This window comes from Methylobacterium sp. WSM2598 (assembly GCF_000379105.1).
GTDB lineage: Bacteria > Pseudomonadota > Alphaproteobacteria > Rhizobiales > Beijerinckiaceae > Methylobacterium.
Genome location: NZ_KB900609.1, coordinates 2,126,020 through 2,141,353 on the forward strand (window position 1 = coordinate 2,126,020; position 15,334 = coordinate 2,141,353).

The following is a 15,334-nucleotide window of genomic DNA, read 5'->3' on the forward strand; positions in this document are numbered from 1 at the left end:
ACGTGGCTTCGAGCCGGGTCACGCAGAGTGCGCCAGAAGGTCGTTGAGGAAGCCCGAAACTGGGTCGCATACCGGCGATGGCAGCCGGTCACGGGCGCGTGCAGCCGACGTAGACCAGGTGGCGTTCGGTTTCGAGAAGCTCGTTCCCTATTGACGCCTTCACTGAAGTGTCCGCTTGATACATCGCCTCCATCAGGTGCGCTTGTGTCCCCGATGCGTTCTTCCGACAACGGCTCTCCACTGCCCGATTCGCTGTCGAAGGCGATCCGCGAGCGGGATCAGGCTCTTCACCATCTGGCCGCACTCTCCAACGTGCTGAAGGCGATCAGCAACTCAAATTTTAACCTCACTGTTGTGCTCGAGGCTATAGCCCAGTCGTCGGCAGAACTGTGTGAGGCCGACGACAGCACGATCTTCCTCCGCAGGTCCGACGAAATCGGGGACGCGTTCTACGCCGACGCGAGCTGGGGCACGTCGCCCGAATTCAGGGCCTTCATGGCCGCTAACCCGCGGCGGCTCTGGCACAAATCCTTGGTTCCGAAGGTCGTCCTGGCCGGATCCGTCGTCCACATCCCCGACAAGCTCCTTGATCCCGATTACGCCTTCCCAGGTGCGAGCGAAACGCGGCTGGGATCGGGGCTGAGCAACTCGCGTGCGCTACTCGGGATCCCTATGTTCCGCAACGGCGTGATCGAGGGAGTATTCTCACTCACGCGACGGGAGCCGACGCCCTTCACGAACAACCAGATCAAGCTTGTTCAGCTGTTCGCCGATCAAGCCCTCGTGGCAATCGAAAATGCTCGCCTATTTAGGGAGGTTAATGCCAGAACTGAGGAGCTTAGTCAGGCGCTTCGGCAACAAACAGCGATGGCGGAGGGGTTGAGAATTGTCCGTCAGTCAGGATTCAGTTTAAAAGATGTCTTCGGAACGCTGACCGAATCGGCAGTAAGGCTGTGCGACGCGACAAGCTGTATCCTGTTTAGGCGCGACGGAGGCCTCTTGCACCTAACCGCCAGCTTCGGCGGCAGACCGGAATTCATCGCGTGGCACGCTCACCACCCGCTGACGGTTGACCGAACGAGCATCGCGGGACGCGCCGCCTTGTCGGGGCACACCATTCACGTGCCCGACATCAATCAGGATGCCGACTTCCGACTTCGCGAGTCTGTCGACCTCGGAGGCTGGCAGTCGGTGCTGGCAGTCCCCCTGCTTCGCCAGGGCGAGGCGATCGGCGTCCTCGCCTTGGCGAAGCCGGACGCCACACCCTACGGGCAGAGGCAGATCGACCTCGTGGAGAGTTTCGCCGACCAGGTGGTGATCGCCATCGAGAACGCTCGCCTGTTCGATGAGGTCCAGGAGCGCACGCGCGAGCTGTCCCAGTCACTCGATGACCTGAGGGCGGCCCAGGACCGCCTTGTCGCGACCGAGAAGCTCGCCTCACTCGGCCAGCTCACGGCCGGCATCGCGCACGAGATCAAGAACCCGCTGAACTTCGTGAACAACTTCGCGGCCCTGGCGGCGGAGCTGATCGACGAACTGAACGAGGCGCTGGCCCCAGCCGCTCTCGACGGCCCGGTCCGGGAGGAGGTCGACGCGCTGACCGGCCTGTTGCGGGGCAACCTCGAGAAGGTGGTCCAGCACGGCAAGCGCGCCGACTCGATCGTCAAGAACATGCTGCTGCACTCCCGGGAGGGCTCGGGCGAGCGCCGGCTTGTCGACGTCAACGCCCTCGTGGAAGAGAGCCTGAACCTCGCCTACCACGGCGCCCGGGCGGAGAAGCCGGGATTCACCGTGACACTCGCTCGCGACCTCGATCCCGGCGCCGGCCGCGCCGACCTCTACCCGCAGGAGATCTCGCGGGTGCTCCTGAATCTTTTCTCGAACGGCTTCCACGCCGTGATGAAACGCAAGGCGGAGGCTGACCCAACGGGCTACGAGCCGAGCCTTTTTGTGGCGACGCGCGACCGCGGCGACAAAATCGAGATTCTGGTTCGCGACAACGGCATTGGCATTCCGGAGTCCGTGAGGACGAAGATGTTCAACCCCTTCTTCACCACGAAGCCGGCCGGAGAGGGCACCGGCCTCGGCCTCTCGCTCAGCCACGACATCGTGGTCAAGCAGCACGGCGGCACCATCGAGGTCGAGACCGAGCCCGGGGCTTTCGCGGTCTTCCGCATCCTCCTGCCCCGCGGCGGATCCGTTGCGGCGGAGAGCCCGGCATGAGCGTCCTGATCCTCGTCGTCGACGACGAACCCGACGTGGCCGACCTGTTCCGCCAGCAGTTCCGCCGCGAGTTGCGGGCGGGCCGCTTCGCGCTCGCCTTCGCGCAATCGGCCGACGAGGCGCTGGCGCGCCTGAGCGCCCCGGGCGAGGAGACCCTGATCCTGATCTTCTCCGACATCAACATGCCGGGCATGACCGGCCTCGACCTCCTGCCGCACGTGCGCAGCGCCCGGCCCGACGTGCCGGTGATCATGATCACCGCCTACGGCGACGCCGAGACGCGAAGGCGCGCGACGGAGGGCGGGGCGGCGGGCCTGCTCACCAAGCCGATCGACTTTTCGGCCCTGCGGGCGGAGGTCGACCGGCGGCTGTTGGAAATCGGCCGGGCCGCATGACCGGCGTGACCTCGCCGACGAAGGTCCTCGTCGTCGACGACGAGTCGGACCTCGAGGCGCTGATCGCGCAGAAGTTCCGCCGCCGCATCCGCGAGGGCGCGATCCGCTTCCTGTTCGCCCGCGACGGCCTCGAGGCGCTGGCGGTCATCGCCGAACACCCGGACGTTGACCTCGTCGTCTCCGATATCAACATGCCGCGGATGGATGGACTGACGCTGCTCGCCAAGCTCCAGGAGGCGGACGAGAAACTCTCGACCGTGATCGTCTCGGCCTACGGCGACATGGCCAACATCCGCACGGCGATGAACCGCGGCGCCTTCGACTTCCTCACCAAGCCGATCGACTTCGCCGACTTCGAGACCACCGTCGACCGCACCGTGCTCCACGTCCGCACCCTGCGCGAGGCGCGCCGGCGGCAATCCGCGGCCGAGCGGGCGCATGCGAGCCTGTCGCGCTACTTCTCACCCAACCTCGCCGAGCGGCTGGCGGCCGACGCGTCGGCCCTGGCTGGCGGCCACAGGCGCGACGTGGCCTCGCTGTTCACCGACATCGCCGGCTTCACGACCCTCGTCGAGAGCCTCGATCCCGCTCTCCTCGCCGAACTCCTCAACGGCTACCTCGCGGAGATGACCGGCCTCGTCTTTTCGCACGAGGGCACGGTGGCGAAGATCGTCGGCGACGCGATCCACGTCCTGTTCGGCGCACCGGGCGAGCAGCCGGATCACGCCACGCGGGCGGTGTCGTGCGCGCTCGCCCTCGATGCGGCGGCAGAAGCCTTCCGCGCGCGCTGGGCCGAGCGCGGCGTCGTGCTCGGGTCGACGCGCATCGGCGTGCACGCCGGACCGGCCATCGTCGGCAATTTCGGCGGGGGCCGCTTCTTCGACTACACGGCCTACGGGGACACCATCAACATCACGGCGCGGCTGGAGGCCGCCAATAAGGTGCTGGGCACGCGCCTCTGCGTGAGCGCGGCGGTGGCCGAGCGGGCGGAGGGCTTTCGCGGCCGTCCGATCGGCGATCTCGTCCTGCGGGGCAGGACGGAGGCCCTGCGCACCTTCGAGCCGCTCTCGGAGGCGGCGTTCGCGGATCCCGGCACCGCGCGCTACGGCGAGGCCTTCGAGAAGCTCGCGGCGGGCGATCCGGGCGCCCTGCCGGCCTTCGCCTCGCTCGTGGGCCTCAACGCCGATGATCACCTCGCGAGCTTTCACCTGCGGCGGCTCCTCAACGGCGTGTCCGGCACCCGGATCGACTTGCGCACGGCCTGATCCGCTGCTCACGCAGCGCTGAGGATCTCGATCCATTGCTCGGTCGACTGCGCACCGGAGACGGCCCACTTGCGGTGGACGATGAAGAACGGCACGCCGGTGACCTGCATATGGGCCGCTTGTTGCTCGACGTGCTCCACGAACTGCGCAAGTTGCTCGCTGTTGAGTGCCTCGTCGACGAGGGCACGATCAAGGCCTGCCGCGACACCGACATTGAGGAGCTCATCAGGGTCGCCGACGTCTCGGCCTGCTTCGAAGTAGGCGCGGAACAGGCCGTCTACGACCGCCCCCGCTCGTCCGTGCTGCGTGGCGAACGCGATCAGCATGTGGGCACGTCGCGTGTTCGGCGTCCGGAGCATCTGCTCGAAGGCGAAGTGAATGCCTTCCTGCCGTCCAAGCTCGGCCATCTGCGCGTCGAGTTGGGCACTACGTTCGACCCCGAACTTCCGGGCACGGTAATGCGCGCGCTCCATGCCCTCAACCGGCATGTCGGGGTTAAGCTCGAAGGGCAGCCACTCAACCGCGGTGGTCTCGCGCATACCGAGTTGGTCAAGGGCGCGTTCGAGCCGGCGCTTGCCGACGTAGCACCAGGGGCAGATCACGTCGGAGAACACGGAGATGGTCAGCGGCATGGGCGTGCTCCTGTTCGCGCACGAGATGGAGCGGGCCGAACTGCAAGACCAGGCTCGCGTCACGAGTTGTGGGGCCCTGATCCGAGTCGCCAGCGACCGGCCGGCCAGCACGAACGCTCTCCTTATCGCGAGAGGCGCTCTGCGCCACGATTGACGGGCTGGGAAGTCGCACGAACCTCGCCGGTGGTGGCACCGGCGATCTTGGGAGTGACCTCGGTGCCGATCAGGGCGGTGTTGCCGGTGGCGGCACGGGCGACATTGGCGGAGGGGTTGGCAGCACAGGCGACCTCCGCGGCGACGTGGGCGGCGATCCACTAGGGCGTCTCTGCAAACTCATGAGAGCCAGAGCATGGTCATGCCGAGGGTGACCATGGCGAGGTTGTTGGCGGCGCGCGTCTCGTAACGGGTGGCGATGCGGCGATACTGCTTGAGCCGGTTGATCAGCCGCTCGACCTTGTTGCGCTCCCGGTACGCGGCCTTGTCGAAGTCCGGCTGACGCGGCTGATCCTTGCGGGTCGGGATGACCGGCTCGACCCGCCGCTGTTTCAGCCGGCGGCGGGCGGGTGGGCTGGAGTAGCCTCGGTCTCCCGCTGCCCGGCGCGGACGCAGGCGGGGGCGGCCACGTCCCCGGCGCCGCACGGCGCCCTTGTCCATCAACGCGTCCAGCGCAAATTGCTCGTGCCGCTCGCCGGCCGTCAGGACAGCCGCCATCGGCTTGCCTCCGCCCTCGGCGCGCAGATGCAGCTTGGTCGAGAACCCGCCCTGGCTGCGCCCGAGCGCCTCGCCTACGCCCTCAACCGTCCCCTCACCCCCCGATGGCGCCGGACCGGCGTGCCCCGGCGGCGTGCGGGTGGGCGCGCACCACCGTCGCGTCCACGACGTGCAGGTCCCAGTCGAGGTCGCCGCGAGCATCCGCCTGCGCCTGCAGGCGCTGCAGCACCCGGTCGAACACGCCCGCCTTGCGCCAGCCATAGAACCGGCTCGATACGGTTCCGACAGGGCCGTAGCGCGCCGGCAGATCCTCCCAGGGCGCGCCCGTGCGCAGGATCCACAGCATGCCGTTGAGGACTTGCCGGTGATCCTCGGCCGGCCGGCCCGTGCGTGGCTTCTGCGGCGGCAGCAGCGGGGCGATCTGCTCCCACTGCGCATCGGTCAGTTCAAAGCGTCGCATCCCGCCCACATGGGCGCTCACCCCACCCGTGTGAACCCCTTTGCAGAGACGCCCTAGAGCCGCGGGAAAGCGCGGCACGTGGGAGCGGATCTCGGCCGTCTGAGCCGTCGCTTCCACGTCAGACTCCCTTCCCGCGGCGCGTGCGCCAACTAAGCGGATCTTAGAACGGCGCCGCCTGCATTGAGATCCAGGCTGATTTGGAGGGAGGCGATGGCGGAAGGATTGGAGCTGCCAAAGGGCGAGAACAAGCGTCGTGCTGCTGATCCGCTTCGAGACGCCCTAGGGCAGTTCACAAAGAGAATTCGACCGTATTGAATTGTGAAGGAGGAGGCGCCCGCTGGGATGGACGCGCCGTTATTCCGGCAGGCCGCAGGCGCGCAGCGCCTCGCCGAGCGCCGCAGCCAGGTCCGGCGCGCAATCCACGCCTGCCAGCTGACGGCTAAACCGGAACACCGGCTGGAGCGCCATCACGCGCGCTGCCGCGGCGCGGGCGGTGTCGAGACTGCCAAGCCGCGCCAGCGTCGCCGCGAGAATCATGTGCGAGATGCTGTGCACCGGGTTCGCATGGACACCCTTGTAGGCCGCGGCCGCCGCGGCCTCAGCTCGACCTGCGACGAGGTGGCCGAGCGCCAGCGCGTGATAGGCGGCGAAGGCCCAGGGATCGAAGGGGCTGAGCCGCAACGCTCGCTCGCCCCAGGTAATGGCCCGCTCCGCATCCCCCGCCCAGCCGTGCACGACCCCGCCAAGGATGTAGGTGGTGGCAGAGGACGGGCTGACCGCGAGTGCCGCTTCGAAGGCGGCCGACCCAGCTCGGCGGTCATGCGCGTCCATCGCCAGCGAGAAACCCGCGAATGTGAGCGCGAGGGCGTCGTCGCGCCCGTGGGCGATCGCCTTCTCCGCGTGCCGGATCGAGGCCGCGCGATCCACCTCCGAAAGACCTGCGCGGAGGAACAGGTTGTGGTGGCACATCGCCGCGAAGGCGTGCGCTAGCCCGTAGCGCGGCTCGAGCTCCAGAGCTCGCCCGAGCAGTCCGAGGGCACGCGACGACTCGGCCGGCATGCCCGTGAAGACGTCGGACTGCGCACGCAGCACGAGGTCGTAGGCATCGAGGCTCTCAGGGCGGAGGCGCCGAACGCGCTCGGCCTCGGCCTGCCGGAGGTTCGGCTCGATCGCGCCCACCACCGACATCGCGATGTCGTCCTGTAGCGCGAACACGCCTTCCAGGGGGCGGTCGTAGGCCTCGGCCCAGACAACACCACCAGCCTCGCTCTCCACCAGCCGGAGGGCGACCCGGATGCGGGCGGTCTCCTTACGGAGGCTACCCAGCAGAAGGTAGCGCGCCCCGAGCGCGCGCCCGGCTTCGCACGGATCGATCTCCCGGCCGCGGTAGACTGCGCCGGAGCTACGGGCGGTAACGAACAGCCACTTGATGCGCGATAGACCGGCGGTGATGTCCTCCGCCATTCCGTCGCCGAAGTAGTCCTCTGCCGGATCACCGCTGAGGTTGCGCAGGGGGAGAACCGCGACCGAGGGCCGGTCCGGGAACCTCGGCATCACCGGCGGCATGGACGGGGCGGCGCCAACTGGCCCGACATAGCGATAGCCGCGTCGCGGCAGGGTTTCGATCCAGCGGGCGCCGTCCTCGCTACCGGCTAATGCGCGGCGCAGCGCGGCGATCTGGACCGTGAGGTTGCTGTCCTCGACCGCGAGGTCCGGCCAAGCGACGCGGAACAACTCCTCCTTCGAGACGGGCGCGCCGGCGCGCGCTACCAGCGCCTGCAACACCGCAACCGCACGCGGGCCGAGGGCCACGGGCGCGCCGTCGCGCAGAAGCAGCTTCATCTCGGTGTCGAGCCGGAACGGCCCGAAGTCCAGCCACAGCGCCATGCCGAGATTCAGCCAAGACAGCGGATCTTTCGCAACTCTTTCCGACGGCCTTCACGACTTGGGCGCGCGCGAGTGACACGCTGCCTTCCGCGGCTGACCACCGCCCCCTCAGTGAGAGGATGAGAGTGATGCATGCAGTCCCCGTGATCCACCTGCCTGATGAGGCACCTCGCCTGACGGTGGCGGGCCACCCCATGGCAGTCCTGGTGACCGCTCGGGAGTCCCGCTACGCTTGCATGTTCGACTGGGTGGTGCCGCCGCGCTTCAGCACTGGCCTGCACGTGCACCGAGTGCAGGAGGAGACCTTCTACGTCCTCGACGGTGCCTGCGAATGGCAGGTTGAGGATCGCGTGGTGACGGCCCGTCGTGGCGCCTACCTCTTCATTCCGCCCGGCGTCCCGCACGACATCCGCAACCCGAGTGCGGTGCCGGCGCGGCTGCTGATGACGGTATCCCCGCCCGGTCACGAGGCCTACTTCGAGGAGTTGGCCGGACTAGCGGGCTCAGGACCGCCAGACCCACGAACCCTGGCGGCCTTGCGACGGCGCTTCGACACCGATCAGCTCTCGAGCCTCACAGTCACGGGGTGATCGCCTCGACGAAGCTGATGCTGCTGATCAGCATCGCCCGGCTGCACTGTGAACAGGTGGATTGCCGAATCGCCGCCTTCCGCGTGGTGCCGAGAGGCATGAAGGGCCGCTCTTGCATACGGCCAAGATAATGCCGGTGCGGGGCTGGCCCATCGACGTTGAGGCGCTTCAGACGTTGTTCCGATGCGAGAAGGCCGCTGTGTAGATCTCAATGCACACCCCGGGCGGCCGGCGCGGCGATCGGACGAACGAGGTCGCCGGGGCTGCGGGCGACCAACCCTGACCTCGATGATGAGGAGGTGAGGCATGAAGCTCTATGAAGACTTCTTCCACCCGGACGCGCAGGTCGAGATCGTCGGTGACCGCTTCGTCGTGACGCTGCCGGATAGCCGCTCGCTCTCGTTCAAGGCCGAGAGCCACAAGTGCCACAACCGGAACGCCAGATGCCCGCCGTGCTTCGACATACGCGATCAGCTCGACGAGGAGTAAGGGCCAATCTCGTGGCCTGCGAGGTTTGCTCGCCTTCGCGAGCCTGAGGGGCGCTCAGAACGCCGTAGAGGCTCGGGAGTCGTTGTCCCTAATCCCCCCCAGGCGGGCGATGCTCCAGCACAGCCAGCGGCTTTCCATGGGCTTCCAAGGCCTTCGTGTGCGCCAACGGCAACGTCGCCAAGGACTGGGTCAGGATCGTCGTGGACACAGAAGGCGTTCCCCACGCGCAGCCTCGGTTTTCCTAGGGCTTCGTGTTCCGCGGCGGGGTCGCGGGGCGCACGTCCGGGATGACGTCGATCACATCCGCCTACGGGCGCGGGCTATGTCGCGAGCAAGATCTTCGCGTCCGCCTCGCTGCCCGCGGCCCGATGTAGCCCAATTGTGCCGCTGGCGTGCTTCCATGAACTCAAGACGAGCTCGCGAAGTGCTAAGTCCTTGATAGGGTAGGGGGCGCCTTGAACACCAGCTCTACGGGTCCTCCGCCTTCGGAGGGCAACGCTCTATCCAGCTGAGCTACGGGTGCTGACCGCGGCACTTCACTCGCGCATGACGCGGGCCGGCGCAACGGCGAAGAGGGACGTGAGTCCGCTCAAAGGGATCGGGCGCCGGCTCCTCAGGCGAAGGTCACACGGTCGAGCCGTGTCGGGTGCGCGGGGAGGGGGGTGAGGTGTCGATGGTCCGGCCTCGTGCCCCGGGTGCGGACGGAGTGCGCCGCGGGGGCGGCGTGTGCCGCCAGTGTGCCTCGACCAACTGGTGCCGGAGCCTCGTCCCTGCGCGCCCGTCACACTCCCCCATGACAGCCCCATGACAGCGGGCGCTTGCGCACTACAACCACCCGCAAGCCGCGCCTCGGCGGTATCGAACATCAGGGAGGAGAGATGCCGATCAATCGATCGCGCGGCCTGCGTGCGACGCTCGTGGGCGCTGCGCTCGTCGCTGCGCTGCACGGTGCTTCCGCGCAACAGCAGCCGAGCGGAGCCCCAACCCCCGGCAGTGCGCCCACCGCTCCTGTAAACACCACGGCCCCCGCCGCCACACAGGATCGAGGCTCGGCCCTCTACGGCCGCCCAGAGTCCGGGGAGGCCGCGAAGCTCGCCCCGGTCGCGGGCCCGCCGTTGCCGACGCCGGCGGCGAAGCTGCCGGTGGACAGGCTCAAGGTGCCGGCGGGCTTCAAAGTGGAGGTCTTCGCGAGCGGTGTCGCCAACGCGCGCTCGCTGCGCCAGGGCGACAAAGGCACGGTCTTCGCCGGCACACGGCTCCTCGACCGGGTCTACGCCATCCGTGACCGGGACGGGAAGCGGGAGGTGAAGGTCATCGCCTCGAAGCTGCACCGGCCGAACGGCCTCGCCTTCCACAAGGGCGCTCTCTACGTCGCCGAACTGTCGAAGGTCTGGCGTTTCGACGACATCGAGGCGCGCCTCGACGAGCCGCCCAAGCCCGTTCTGGTCTACGACGACCTGCCGAAGGACGAGGCGCACGGCTGGAAATTCATCGCCATTGGCCCAGACGAGAAGCTCTACGTGCCGGTTGGCTCGCCCGGCAACATCCTGATGCCACCCGACACCCACGCGCAGATCCGGCGGATGAACCTCGACGGAAGCGGCGTCGAGGTGGTGGCCCGCGGCGTGCGCAACACGGTCGGGTTCGACTGGAACCCGGCGACCAAGCAGTTGTGGTTCAGCGACAACGGCCGCGACTGGGTCTCGGAGGACATTCCGGAGGACGAACTCAACGTGCTCACCGAACCCGGCAAACAGCATTTCGGCTTCCCGTTCTGCCATCAGGGCACCTTCACGGACCCGGAATACGGCTGGGGACGCTCCTGCGCCGAGTTCACCGCGCCCGCGGCCCTGCTCGGGCCGCACACCGCCGCGCTCGGCCTGCGCTTCTACACCGGCACGCAGTTCCCGGAGGCCTACCGCAACGCGATCTTCGTGGCCCGGCACGGCTCGTGGAACCGCACAAAAAAACTCGGCGGCGACGTGGTGGCGGTGAAGCTCGGGCCGGACGGCAAGGTCGCGTCGATCGAGCCATTCCTGACCGGCTTCATCGAGGACAACCGCTACCTTGGGCGGCCGGTCGACGTGCTCGTGGCGCAGGATGGCGCGCTGCTGGTCTCGGATGACTACAATGGCGCCATCTACAGGATCAGCTACCAGCCGTGACTGCGATCCTGCACGTGGGTCGGCCCGCGTGCAGGCCCCTCTCACTTGGACAGACGATGCGGCTCTTTCCATTTGCGCTTGCGCTGCTCGCGAGCACCGCCAGCCCGGCGCTCGCTGAACCCGTGGGTGAGCGTCTCGCCCCCTGCCTCGGCTGTCATGGTGAGAGCGGGCGCTCCGAGACGCCGGGCGTGCCCTCCCTCGGCGGCCAGCCGGCCGACTATCTCGTCACGCAGCTCTACCAGTTTCGTGAGAGCCAGCGGGTTGCGCCGCCCATGAACGAGATGGCGGCCGGCCTCTCGGACGATGACCTCCGTTCCTTTGCCGAGGAGCTCTCAAGACTGCCGGCACCCTCACCAGGCGAGACTGCGCTTGACTCAACCCTCGCTGAGCGGGCGCGAGCGCTCGTCGGGCGCCACCAGTGCAATTCCTGCCACGGCGCCGACCTCGCCGGGCGGGACGCGATCCCGCGCATCCGCGGGCAGCGTGAGGATTACCTGCTGAAGGCGCTCGCTGGCTACAAGAGCAACGCCCGGCCGGGCTACGACCCCGCGATGAACGAGGTCGCGCAGGGCCTGAGCGAGGCTGACATCGAGGTCCTCGCCGCCTTCCTGTCGCGCAGCTGAGCGCGGATCAGCCGCTCACGGGCGGCGCCCGCGCCGGCGCGGCGGCCGAGCACCGCCCCGGAGGTCAGGCCGGGGCCGCCCGGGCAATCGTTGAGGAACACGCCGCCGACGATCTCGCCACGGGCGTCGGGGCAGGGGATCAGCGCCTCAGTCCAGCGATTGCAGCACCGGTGTCGTCGGCCTCCAGGCCGCAAGAGCGCGGAACCTGGGCGGCCGGCGATCAGGTTCGAGAAGGTGCCCCGCGCGATCGCGAGGCTTGTCATCCGCTGTCCCGACGCGATCGTCCGGACTGTGTTTCGGCGTGCAACTTTGACCCCCTGAGGCGGGGGATCGGCGTCCAATTCTGACCCCCTGAAGCTTGCTCTCGCAGACTGCCCTTCGGGACGACCGGACGGGTGGTGGGGGGATGAAGGGCGTGGACACGATTGCGCGCATACGGCGCGAGTTCTTCACCCCGGGCCGCGCGATCAAGGACATCGCCCGCGACCTGCACGTCTCTCGCAACACCGTGCGCAAGGTCATCCGCTCAGGTGCAACCACCTTCACTTACGAACGCGAGGTGCAGCCCTTGCCCAAGCTCGGGCCGTGGCGGGACGACCTCGATCGGATGCTGGCCGCCAACGCCGGCAAGTCGCGCCGCGAGAGCGGCTGACCCTGATCCGGATCTTCGAGGCCCTGCGGGGGCTCGGCTACGAGGGCGGCTATGATGCCGTCCGTCGCTACGCCAAGACCTGGAAGCGCGAGCAGACCTCCGTGACGGCACCCGCCTTCGTGCCGCTCTCGTTCGCGCCGGGCGAGGCTTACCAGTTCGACTGGAGCCACGAGATCGTGCTGGTCGCCGGCGTCACCACGACGGTCAAGGTCGCTCACGTCCGGCTCTGCCACTCGCGCATGCTGTTCGTGCGCGCCTACCCGCGCGAGAGCCAAGAGATGGTCTTCGACGCCCACGATCGGGCCTTCGCCTTCTTCAAGGGCGCCTGTCAGCGCGGCATCTACGACAACATGAAGACCGCCGTGGAGACGATCTTCGTCGGGCGCGAGCGCGCCTACAACCGCCGCTTCCTGCAGATGTGCTCGCACTACCTCGTGGAGCCGGTGGCCTGCACGCCTTCCTCGGGCTGGGAGAAGGGCCAGGTCGAGAACCAGGTCGGGCTGGTGCGCGAGCGCCTGTTCACCGCCGCGGGTGCGGGTGAGGAGCTACGAGGAGCTCAACGCCCTGCTGCTCGACGGGGTCGTCGCCTACGCCAAGGCCCACCCTCATCCCGAGCAGCGCGATCTGACGATCTGGCAGGCCTTCGAGGCGGAGCGGGCGGTGCTGGTGCCCTATGCCGGGGCGCTTCGATGGCTTCCACGCCGTGCCGGCGGCCGTGTCCTCGACCTGCCTCGTGCGCTTCGACAACAACAAGTACTCGGTCCTCGCCTCCGCGATCGGTCGCCCGGTCGAGGTCCGCGCCTATGCCGAGCGCATCGAGATCCGCCAGGATGGGCGCGTGGTCGGCGATCACGCCCGTGCCTTCGGCCGCGGTCAGACCGTCTACGATCCCTGGCACTACGTGCCCGTGCTCGCCCGCAAGCCCGGCGCGCTCAGGAACGGCGCGCCCTTCCGGGACTGGGTGCTGCCCGCCGCGCTCGACCGGGTCCGGCGCAAGCTCGCCGGCAGCGCCGACGGCGATCGCCAGATGGTCGAGATCCTCACCGCCGTCCTCGGCGACGGGCTCCCTGCGGTCGAGGCGGCCTGTGCCAAGGCGCTGCGCGAGGGCGTGCACTCGGCCGACGTGATCCTCAACATCCTGGCCCGGCAGCGCGAGCCCGCCGCGCCCGTCACCCTCCTGACGCCCGAGAGCCTGCGGCTGCGCCACGAGCCAACCGCGGACTGCGCCCGCTACGATACCTTGAGGAGAGCGTCGTGATGGAACGCCAGCAGATCCTCGCCACCATGGGCGAACTCAAGCTGTACGGGATGAAGGCGGCCTACGACGAGATCATCAAGGTCGCCGTGAAGCGCAGCCACGAGCCGCAGCAGGTGGTGGGCGACCTGCTGCAGGCGGAGATCAGCGAGAAGCAGGCGCGCTCGATCCGCTACCAGATGACGATCGCCAAGTTGCCGCTGGCCAAGGACCTGGCGGAGTTCGCCTTCGCCGGGACGCCGATCAACGAGGGGCTGGTGCGCGATCTCTCCAGCGGGGAGTTCCTGGCCCACCAGCGCAACGTCGTGCTGGTCGGCGCGGCACCGGCACGGGCAAGACGCACTTGGCCATCGCGATCGCGCGCGCCTGCATCCAGGACGGGGCGCGGGGCCGCTTCTACACCCGTGGTCGACCTCGTCAACCGGCTCGAAGCCGAGGCCCGCGCGCGGCCGGCAGGGGCGCATCGTCGACCATCTTGCCCGGATCGACTTCGTGGTGCTGGACGAACTCGGCTACCTCCCGTTCGCGCAGTCGGGCGGTCAGCTGCTGTTCCACCTGATCAGCCGGCTCTACGAGACGACCTCGATCGTGGTGACGACCAACCTGGCGTTCGGCGAGTGGCCGGCGGTGTTCGCCGGCGATGCGAAGATGACCACCGCGCTGCTCGACCGGCTGACCCACCACTGCGAGATCGTCGAGACCGGCAACGAGAGCTGGCGCTTCAAGAACCGTGCTTGAGGTCGCCAGCGCCTTGCGCCTCCTGGACCCCTGATCAGCCCGGCTGCGCTTCCCCGACCGGCTCCGCCGGGCTGATCAGGGGCGTCACACCGCACCCATCCAGGGGGTCAATTTTGGACGCCGATCTGGGGTCAACATTCCACGCCGTTTGACAGTCCGGACAGCGTGTCAAACGCGCCAGCAACGGGTCATCTCCGCCTCGGACCGGGAGAATCCGGGTCAGGCAGGCTGCGCTTCGGGGTCGTCGAGGAACCTCGAAACCGGGCACGCGCCCGTGAGCAGCCGGTCTCCGGCGCGCCCGCACTCGCCTCGGCCTTCCGGCCGGCCTGCCCGGCAACGAGCGGCTCCTGTCAGATCAGAACCGCGGTTTTGCTGGATGGGCGCTCCCGGACATGGCTCCCGGGGCGCAGACGGACGGCGGCGTCAAGGAACCTTTGGTGCCGCAAGAGGCATGAGCCGGACGCGGATCACGGTCGGGTGCGGGGATCGTTTCGGCCCGATCTGGGAAGAGGCGCTGCCACATGAACAAGGCATTCGGAGTGCAAGTCACTGTCAAGCAAGCTCACTCGTCGGAGCCCAGAACGGCGCCTGTGCTCGTCGTTGCTCGTGACGAGATGGACGCGGAGCTCTTGGTCTCGGAGTCTGCTGGCCCAGGATCCAGCGCGACCGTGATGCGCGAACTCACCCGGGAGGAGGTTCTCGAACACCAAATCGATCTGGACCAGCATGGCAGCATGAAGTCGCTCCCAATCTTGAATCTCTAATCAGCTTAAGGAGATGCGCCCAGTGGTGGAGCGGCTGGAGCATTGTCCGACGAGGTGGATGCCGGTTCGTCGAAGACAATGCGGAAAGATCAAAGACCTGGAGCAGCGCCCGATGGCCACGTGATCGGGCGCTGCTCTCGCGCGGAGCCGCATTGAGGGGCGCCGCGACGCGAAGGAACTCGGCGCTCCTACGACGCTGGATCGGTCTCGCCGTCGAGTGCGATCGTCCGCTCGACCACGTGTTGCAGCGGGGCGTTCTCGGCCGTGAGCGTCATTCGCAGCTTGAGCGTGTTGCCGGACACGAGACCCTCCCGTGCAACGCGCTCGATCTCGCGCTGGGAGGTCACGCCGACCTCCTTCAGGAACTTGCGCAGCTCGATGTTGAAGCGGTCCTCGTCCATATTGCTGTTCCTCCGGTGCTTCGGTCGCCGAATCGGCAACGCGGAAGAGGAAATCTATTTCCGGGGTCCGGTGGAGTGCGTGCT

At 68.0% G+C, this 15,334-nt stretch carries 12 protein-coding genes and 2 pseudogenes; 10 read left to right on the plus strand and 4 right to left on the minus strand.

Features of this window, described 5'->3' with window-relative positions:
• The first annotated feature begins 213 nt into the window (after positions 1–213).
• The 3 genes from MET2598_RS38945 to MET2598_RS0109965 are packed head-to-tail and all read left to right on the plus strand — an operon-like array spanning position 214 to position 3,883.
• A complete protein-coding gene (locus MET2598_RS38945; protein ID WP_084673813.1) occupies positions 214–2,223 on the plus strand; it encodes a GAF domain-containing protein in 2,010 nt (669 codons plus the stop codon).
• Positions 2,220–2,618 carry a response regulator gene (locus tag MET2598_RS0109960; protein WP_012332636.1) on the plus strand — a complete coding sequence of 133 codons (399 nt, stop codon included), beginning with the start codon at positions 2,220–2,222 and terminating at the stop codon, positions 2,616–2,618. The genes MET2598_RS38945 and MET2598_RS0109960 overlap by 4 nt, the downstream gene beginning before the upstream one ends.
• On the plus strand, positions 2,615–3,883 hold the full coding sequence (locus MET2598_RS0109965; protein ID WP_018260738.1) for an adenylate/guanylate cyclase domain-containing protein: 1,269 nt from the start codon (positions 2,615–2,617) through the stop codon (positions 3,881–3,883). Before MET2598_RS0109960 ends, MET2598_RS0109965 begins: the two co-directional genes overlap by 4 nt.
• Before the next feature lie 8 nt (positions 3,884–3,891).
• Here the strand turns inward: MET2598_RS0109965 and MET2598_RS0109970 are convergent, their stop codons facing one another.
• From MET2598_RS0109970 to MET2598_RS0109995, 3 genes are all read right to left on the minus strand, one after another.
• The gene (locus MET2598_RS0109970) at positions 3,892–4,515 is read right to left on the minus strand and encodes a DsbA family oxidoreductase (RefSeq protein ID WP_018260739.1); all 624 of its coding nucleotides are present in this window, start codon (positions 4,513–4,515) and stop codon (positions 3,892–3,894) included.
• A 333-nt stretch (positions 4,516–4,848) separates the two neighbouring features.
• Positions 4,849–5,686 (minus strand): IS5 family transposase gene (locus tag MET2598_RS38955; protein WP_085984613.1). Its coding sequence is split into 2 segments (ribosomal slippage): positions 4,849–5,328 and positions 5,330–5,686, totalling 837 coding nucleotides; the frame shifts between segments, so codons are not numbered across the junction.
• 354 nt (positions 5,687–6,040) lie between these two features.
• The gene (locus MET2598_RS0109995) at positions 6,041–7,573 is read right to left on the minus strand and encodes a winged helix-turn-helix domain-containing protein (protein WP_012332632.1); all 1,533 of its coding nucleotides are present in this window, start codon (positions 7,571–7,573) and stop codon (positions 6,041–6,043) included.
• Between the two features lie 128 nt (positions 7,574–7,701).
• On the opposite strand from MET2598_RS0109995, the gene MET2598_RS0110000 reads away from it, so the two are divergent.
• The 7 genes and pseudogenes from MET2598_RS0110000 to MET2598_RS43715 all read left to right on the plus strand — a co-directional run bounded on the left by MET2598_RS0110000 (position 7,702) and on the right by MET2598_RS43715 (position 14,085).
• On the plus strand, positions 7,702–8,163 hold the full coding sequence (locus tag MET2598_RS0110000; protein WP_012332631.1) for a cupin domain-containing protein: 462 nt from the start codon (positions 7,702–7,704) through the stop codon (positions 8,161–8,163).
• Positions 8,164–8,469: 306 nt separating this feature from the next.
• Positions 8,470–8,652 carry a hypothetical protein gene (locus MET2598_RS0110010; RefSeq protein ID WP_018260744.1) on the plus strand — a complete coding sequence of 61 codons (183 nt, stop codon included), beginning with the start codon at positions 8,470–8,472 and terminating at the stop codon, positions 8,650–8,652.
• Between the two features lie 878 nt (positions 8,653–9,530).
• Positions 9,531–10,817 (plus strand): PQQ-dependent sugar dehydrogenase, encoded by a 1,287-nt coding sequence (locus MET2598_RS0110015; RefSeq protein ID WP_236728700.1) that lies wholly within the window; start codon positions 9,531–9,533, stop codon positions 10,815–10,817.
• The gene (locus tag MET2598_RS0110020; protein ID WP_018260746.1) at positions 10,814–11,440 is read left to right on the plus strand and encodes a c-type cytochrome; all 627 of its coding nucleotides are present in this window, start codon (positions 10,814–10,816) and stop codon (positions 11,438–11,440) included. The genes MET2598_RS0110015 and MET2598_RS0110020 overlap by 4 nt, the downstream gene beginning before the upstream one ends.
• 406 nt (positions 11,441–11,846) lie before the next feature.
• A pseudogene (gene istA, locus MET2598_RS36285) lies at positions 11,847–13,344 on the plus strand (IS21 family transposase); the annotation flags it as partial.
• 56 nt (positions 13,345–13,400) lie between these two features.
• Positions 13,401–13,727 (plus strand): annotated as a pseudogene (locus MET2598_RS43710) (ATP-binding protein); the annotation flags it as partial.
• A gap of 112 nt (positions 13,728–13,839) precedes the next feature.
• Positions 13,840–14,085: an ATP-binding protein gene (locus tag MET2598_RS43715; protein WP_018260749.1), complete on the plus strand. Its 246-nt coding sequence runs from the start codon at positions 13,840–13,842 to the stop codon at positions 14,083–14,085.
• A 952-nt stretch (positions 14,086–15,037) separates the two neighbouring features.
• Here MET2598_RS43715 and MET2598_RS0110040 read toward each other — a convergent pair.
• Positions 15,038–15,250, minus strand: a complete 213-nt coding sequence (locus MET2598_RS0110040; protein WP_012332626.1) for a DUF6494 family protein — start codon at positions 15,248–15,250, stop codon at positions 15,038–15,040.
• Between the last annotated feature and the right edge of the window lie 84 nt (positions 15,251–15,334).

Bases quoted from the DNA above. Each gene is read 5' to 3' on its own strand.
- MET2598_RS0110010 (WP_018260744.1), top strand. From the start codon at position 8,470: ATGAAGCTCTATGAAGACTTCTTCCACCCGGACGCGCAGGTCGAGATC.
- MET2598_RS38945 (WP_084673813.1), top strand. From the start codon at position 214: ATGCGTTCTTCCGACAACGGCTCTCCACTGCCCGATTCGCTGTCGAAG.
- MET2598_RS0110040 (WP_012332626.1), bottom strand. From the start codon at position 15,250: ATGGACGAGGACCGCTTCAACATCGAGCTGCGCAAGTTCCTGAAGGAG.
- MET2598_RS0110000 (WP_012332631.1), top strand. From the start codon at position 7,702: ATGCATGCAGTCCCCGTGATCCACCTGCCTGATGAGGCACCTCGCCTG.
- MET2598_RS0109960 (WP_012332636.1), top strand. From the start codon at position 2,220: ATGAGCGTCCTGATCCTCGTCGTCGACGACGAACCCGACGTGGCCGAC.
- MET2598_RS0109970 (WP_018260739.1), bottom strand. From the start codon at position 4,515: ATGCCGCTGACCATCTCCGTGTTCTCCGACGTGATCTGCCCCTGGTGC.
- MET2598_RS0109965 (WP_018260738.1), top strand. From the start codon at position 2,615: ATGACCGGCGTGACCTCGCCGACGAAGGTCCTCGTCGTCGACGACGAG.
- MET2598_RS0110015 (WP_236728700.1), top strand. From the start codon at position 9,531: ATGCCGATCAATCGATCGCGCGGCCTGCGTGCGACGCTCGTGGGCGCT.
- MET2598_RS0109995 (WP_012332632.1), bottom strand. From the start codon at position 7,573: ATGGCGCTGTGGCTGGACTTCGGGCCGTTCCGGCTCGACACCGAGATG.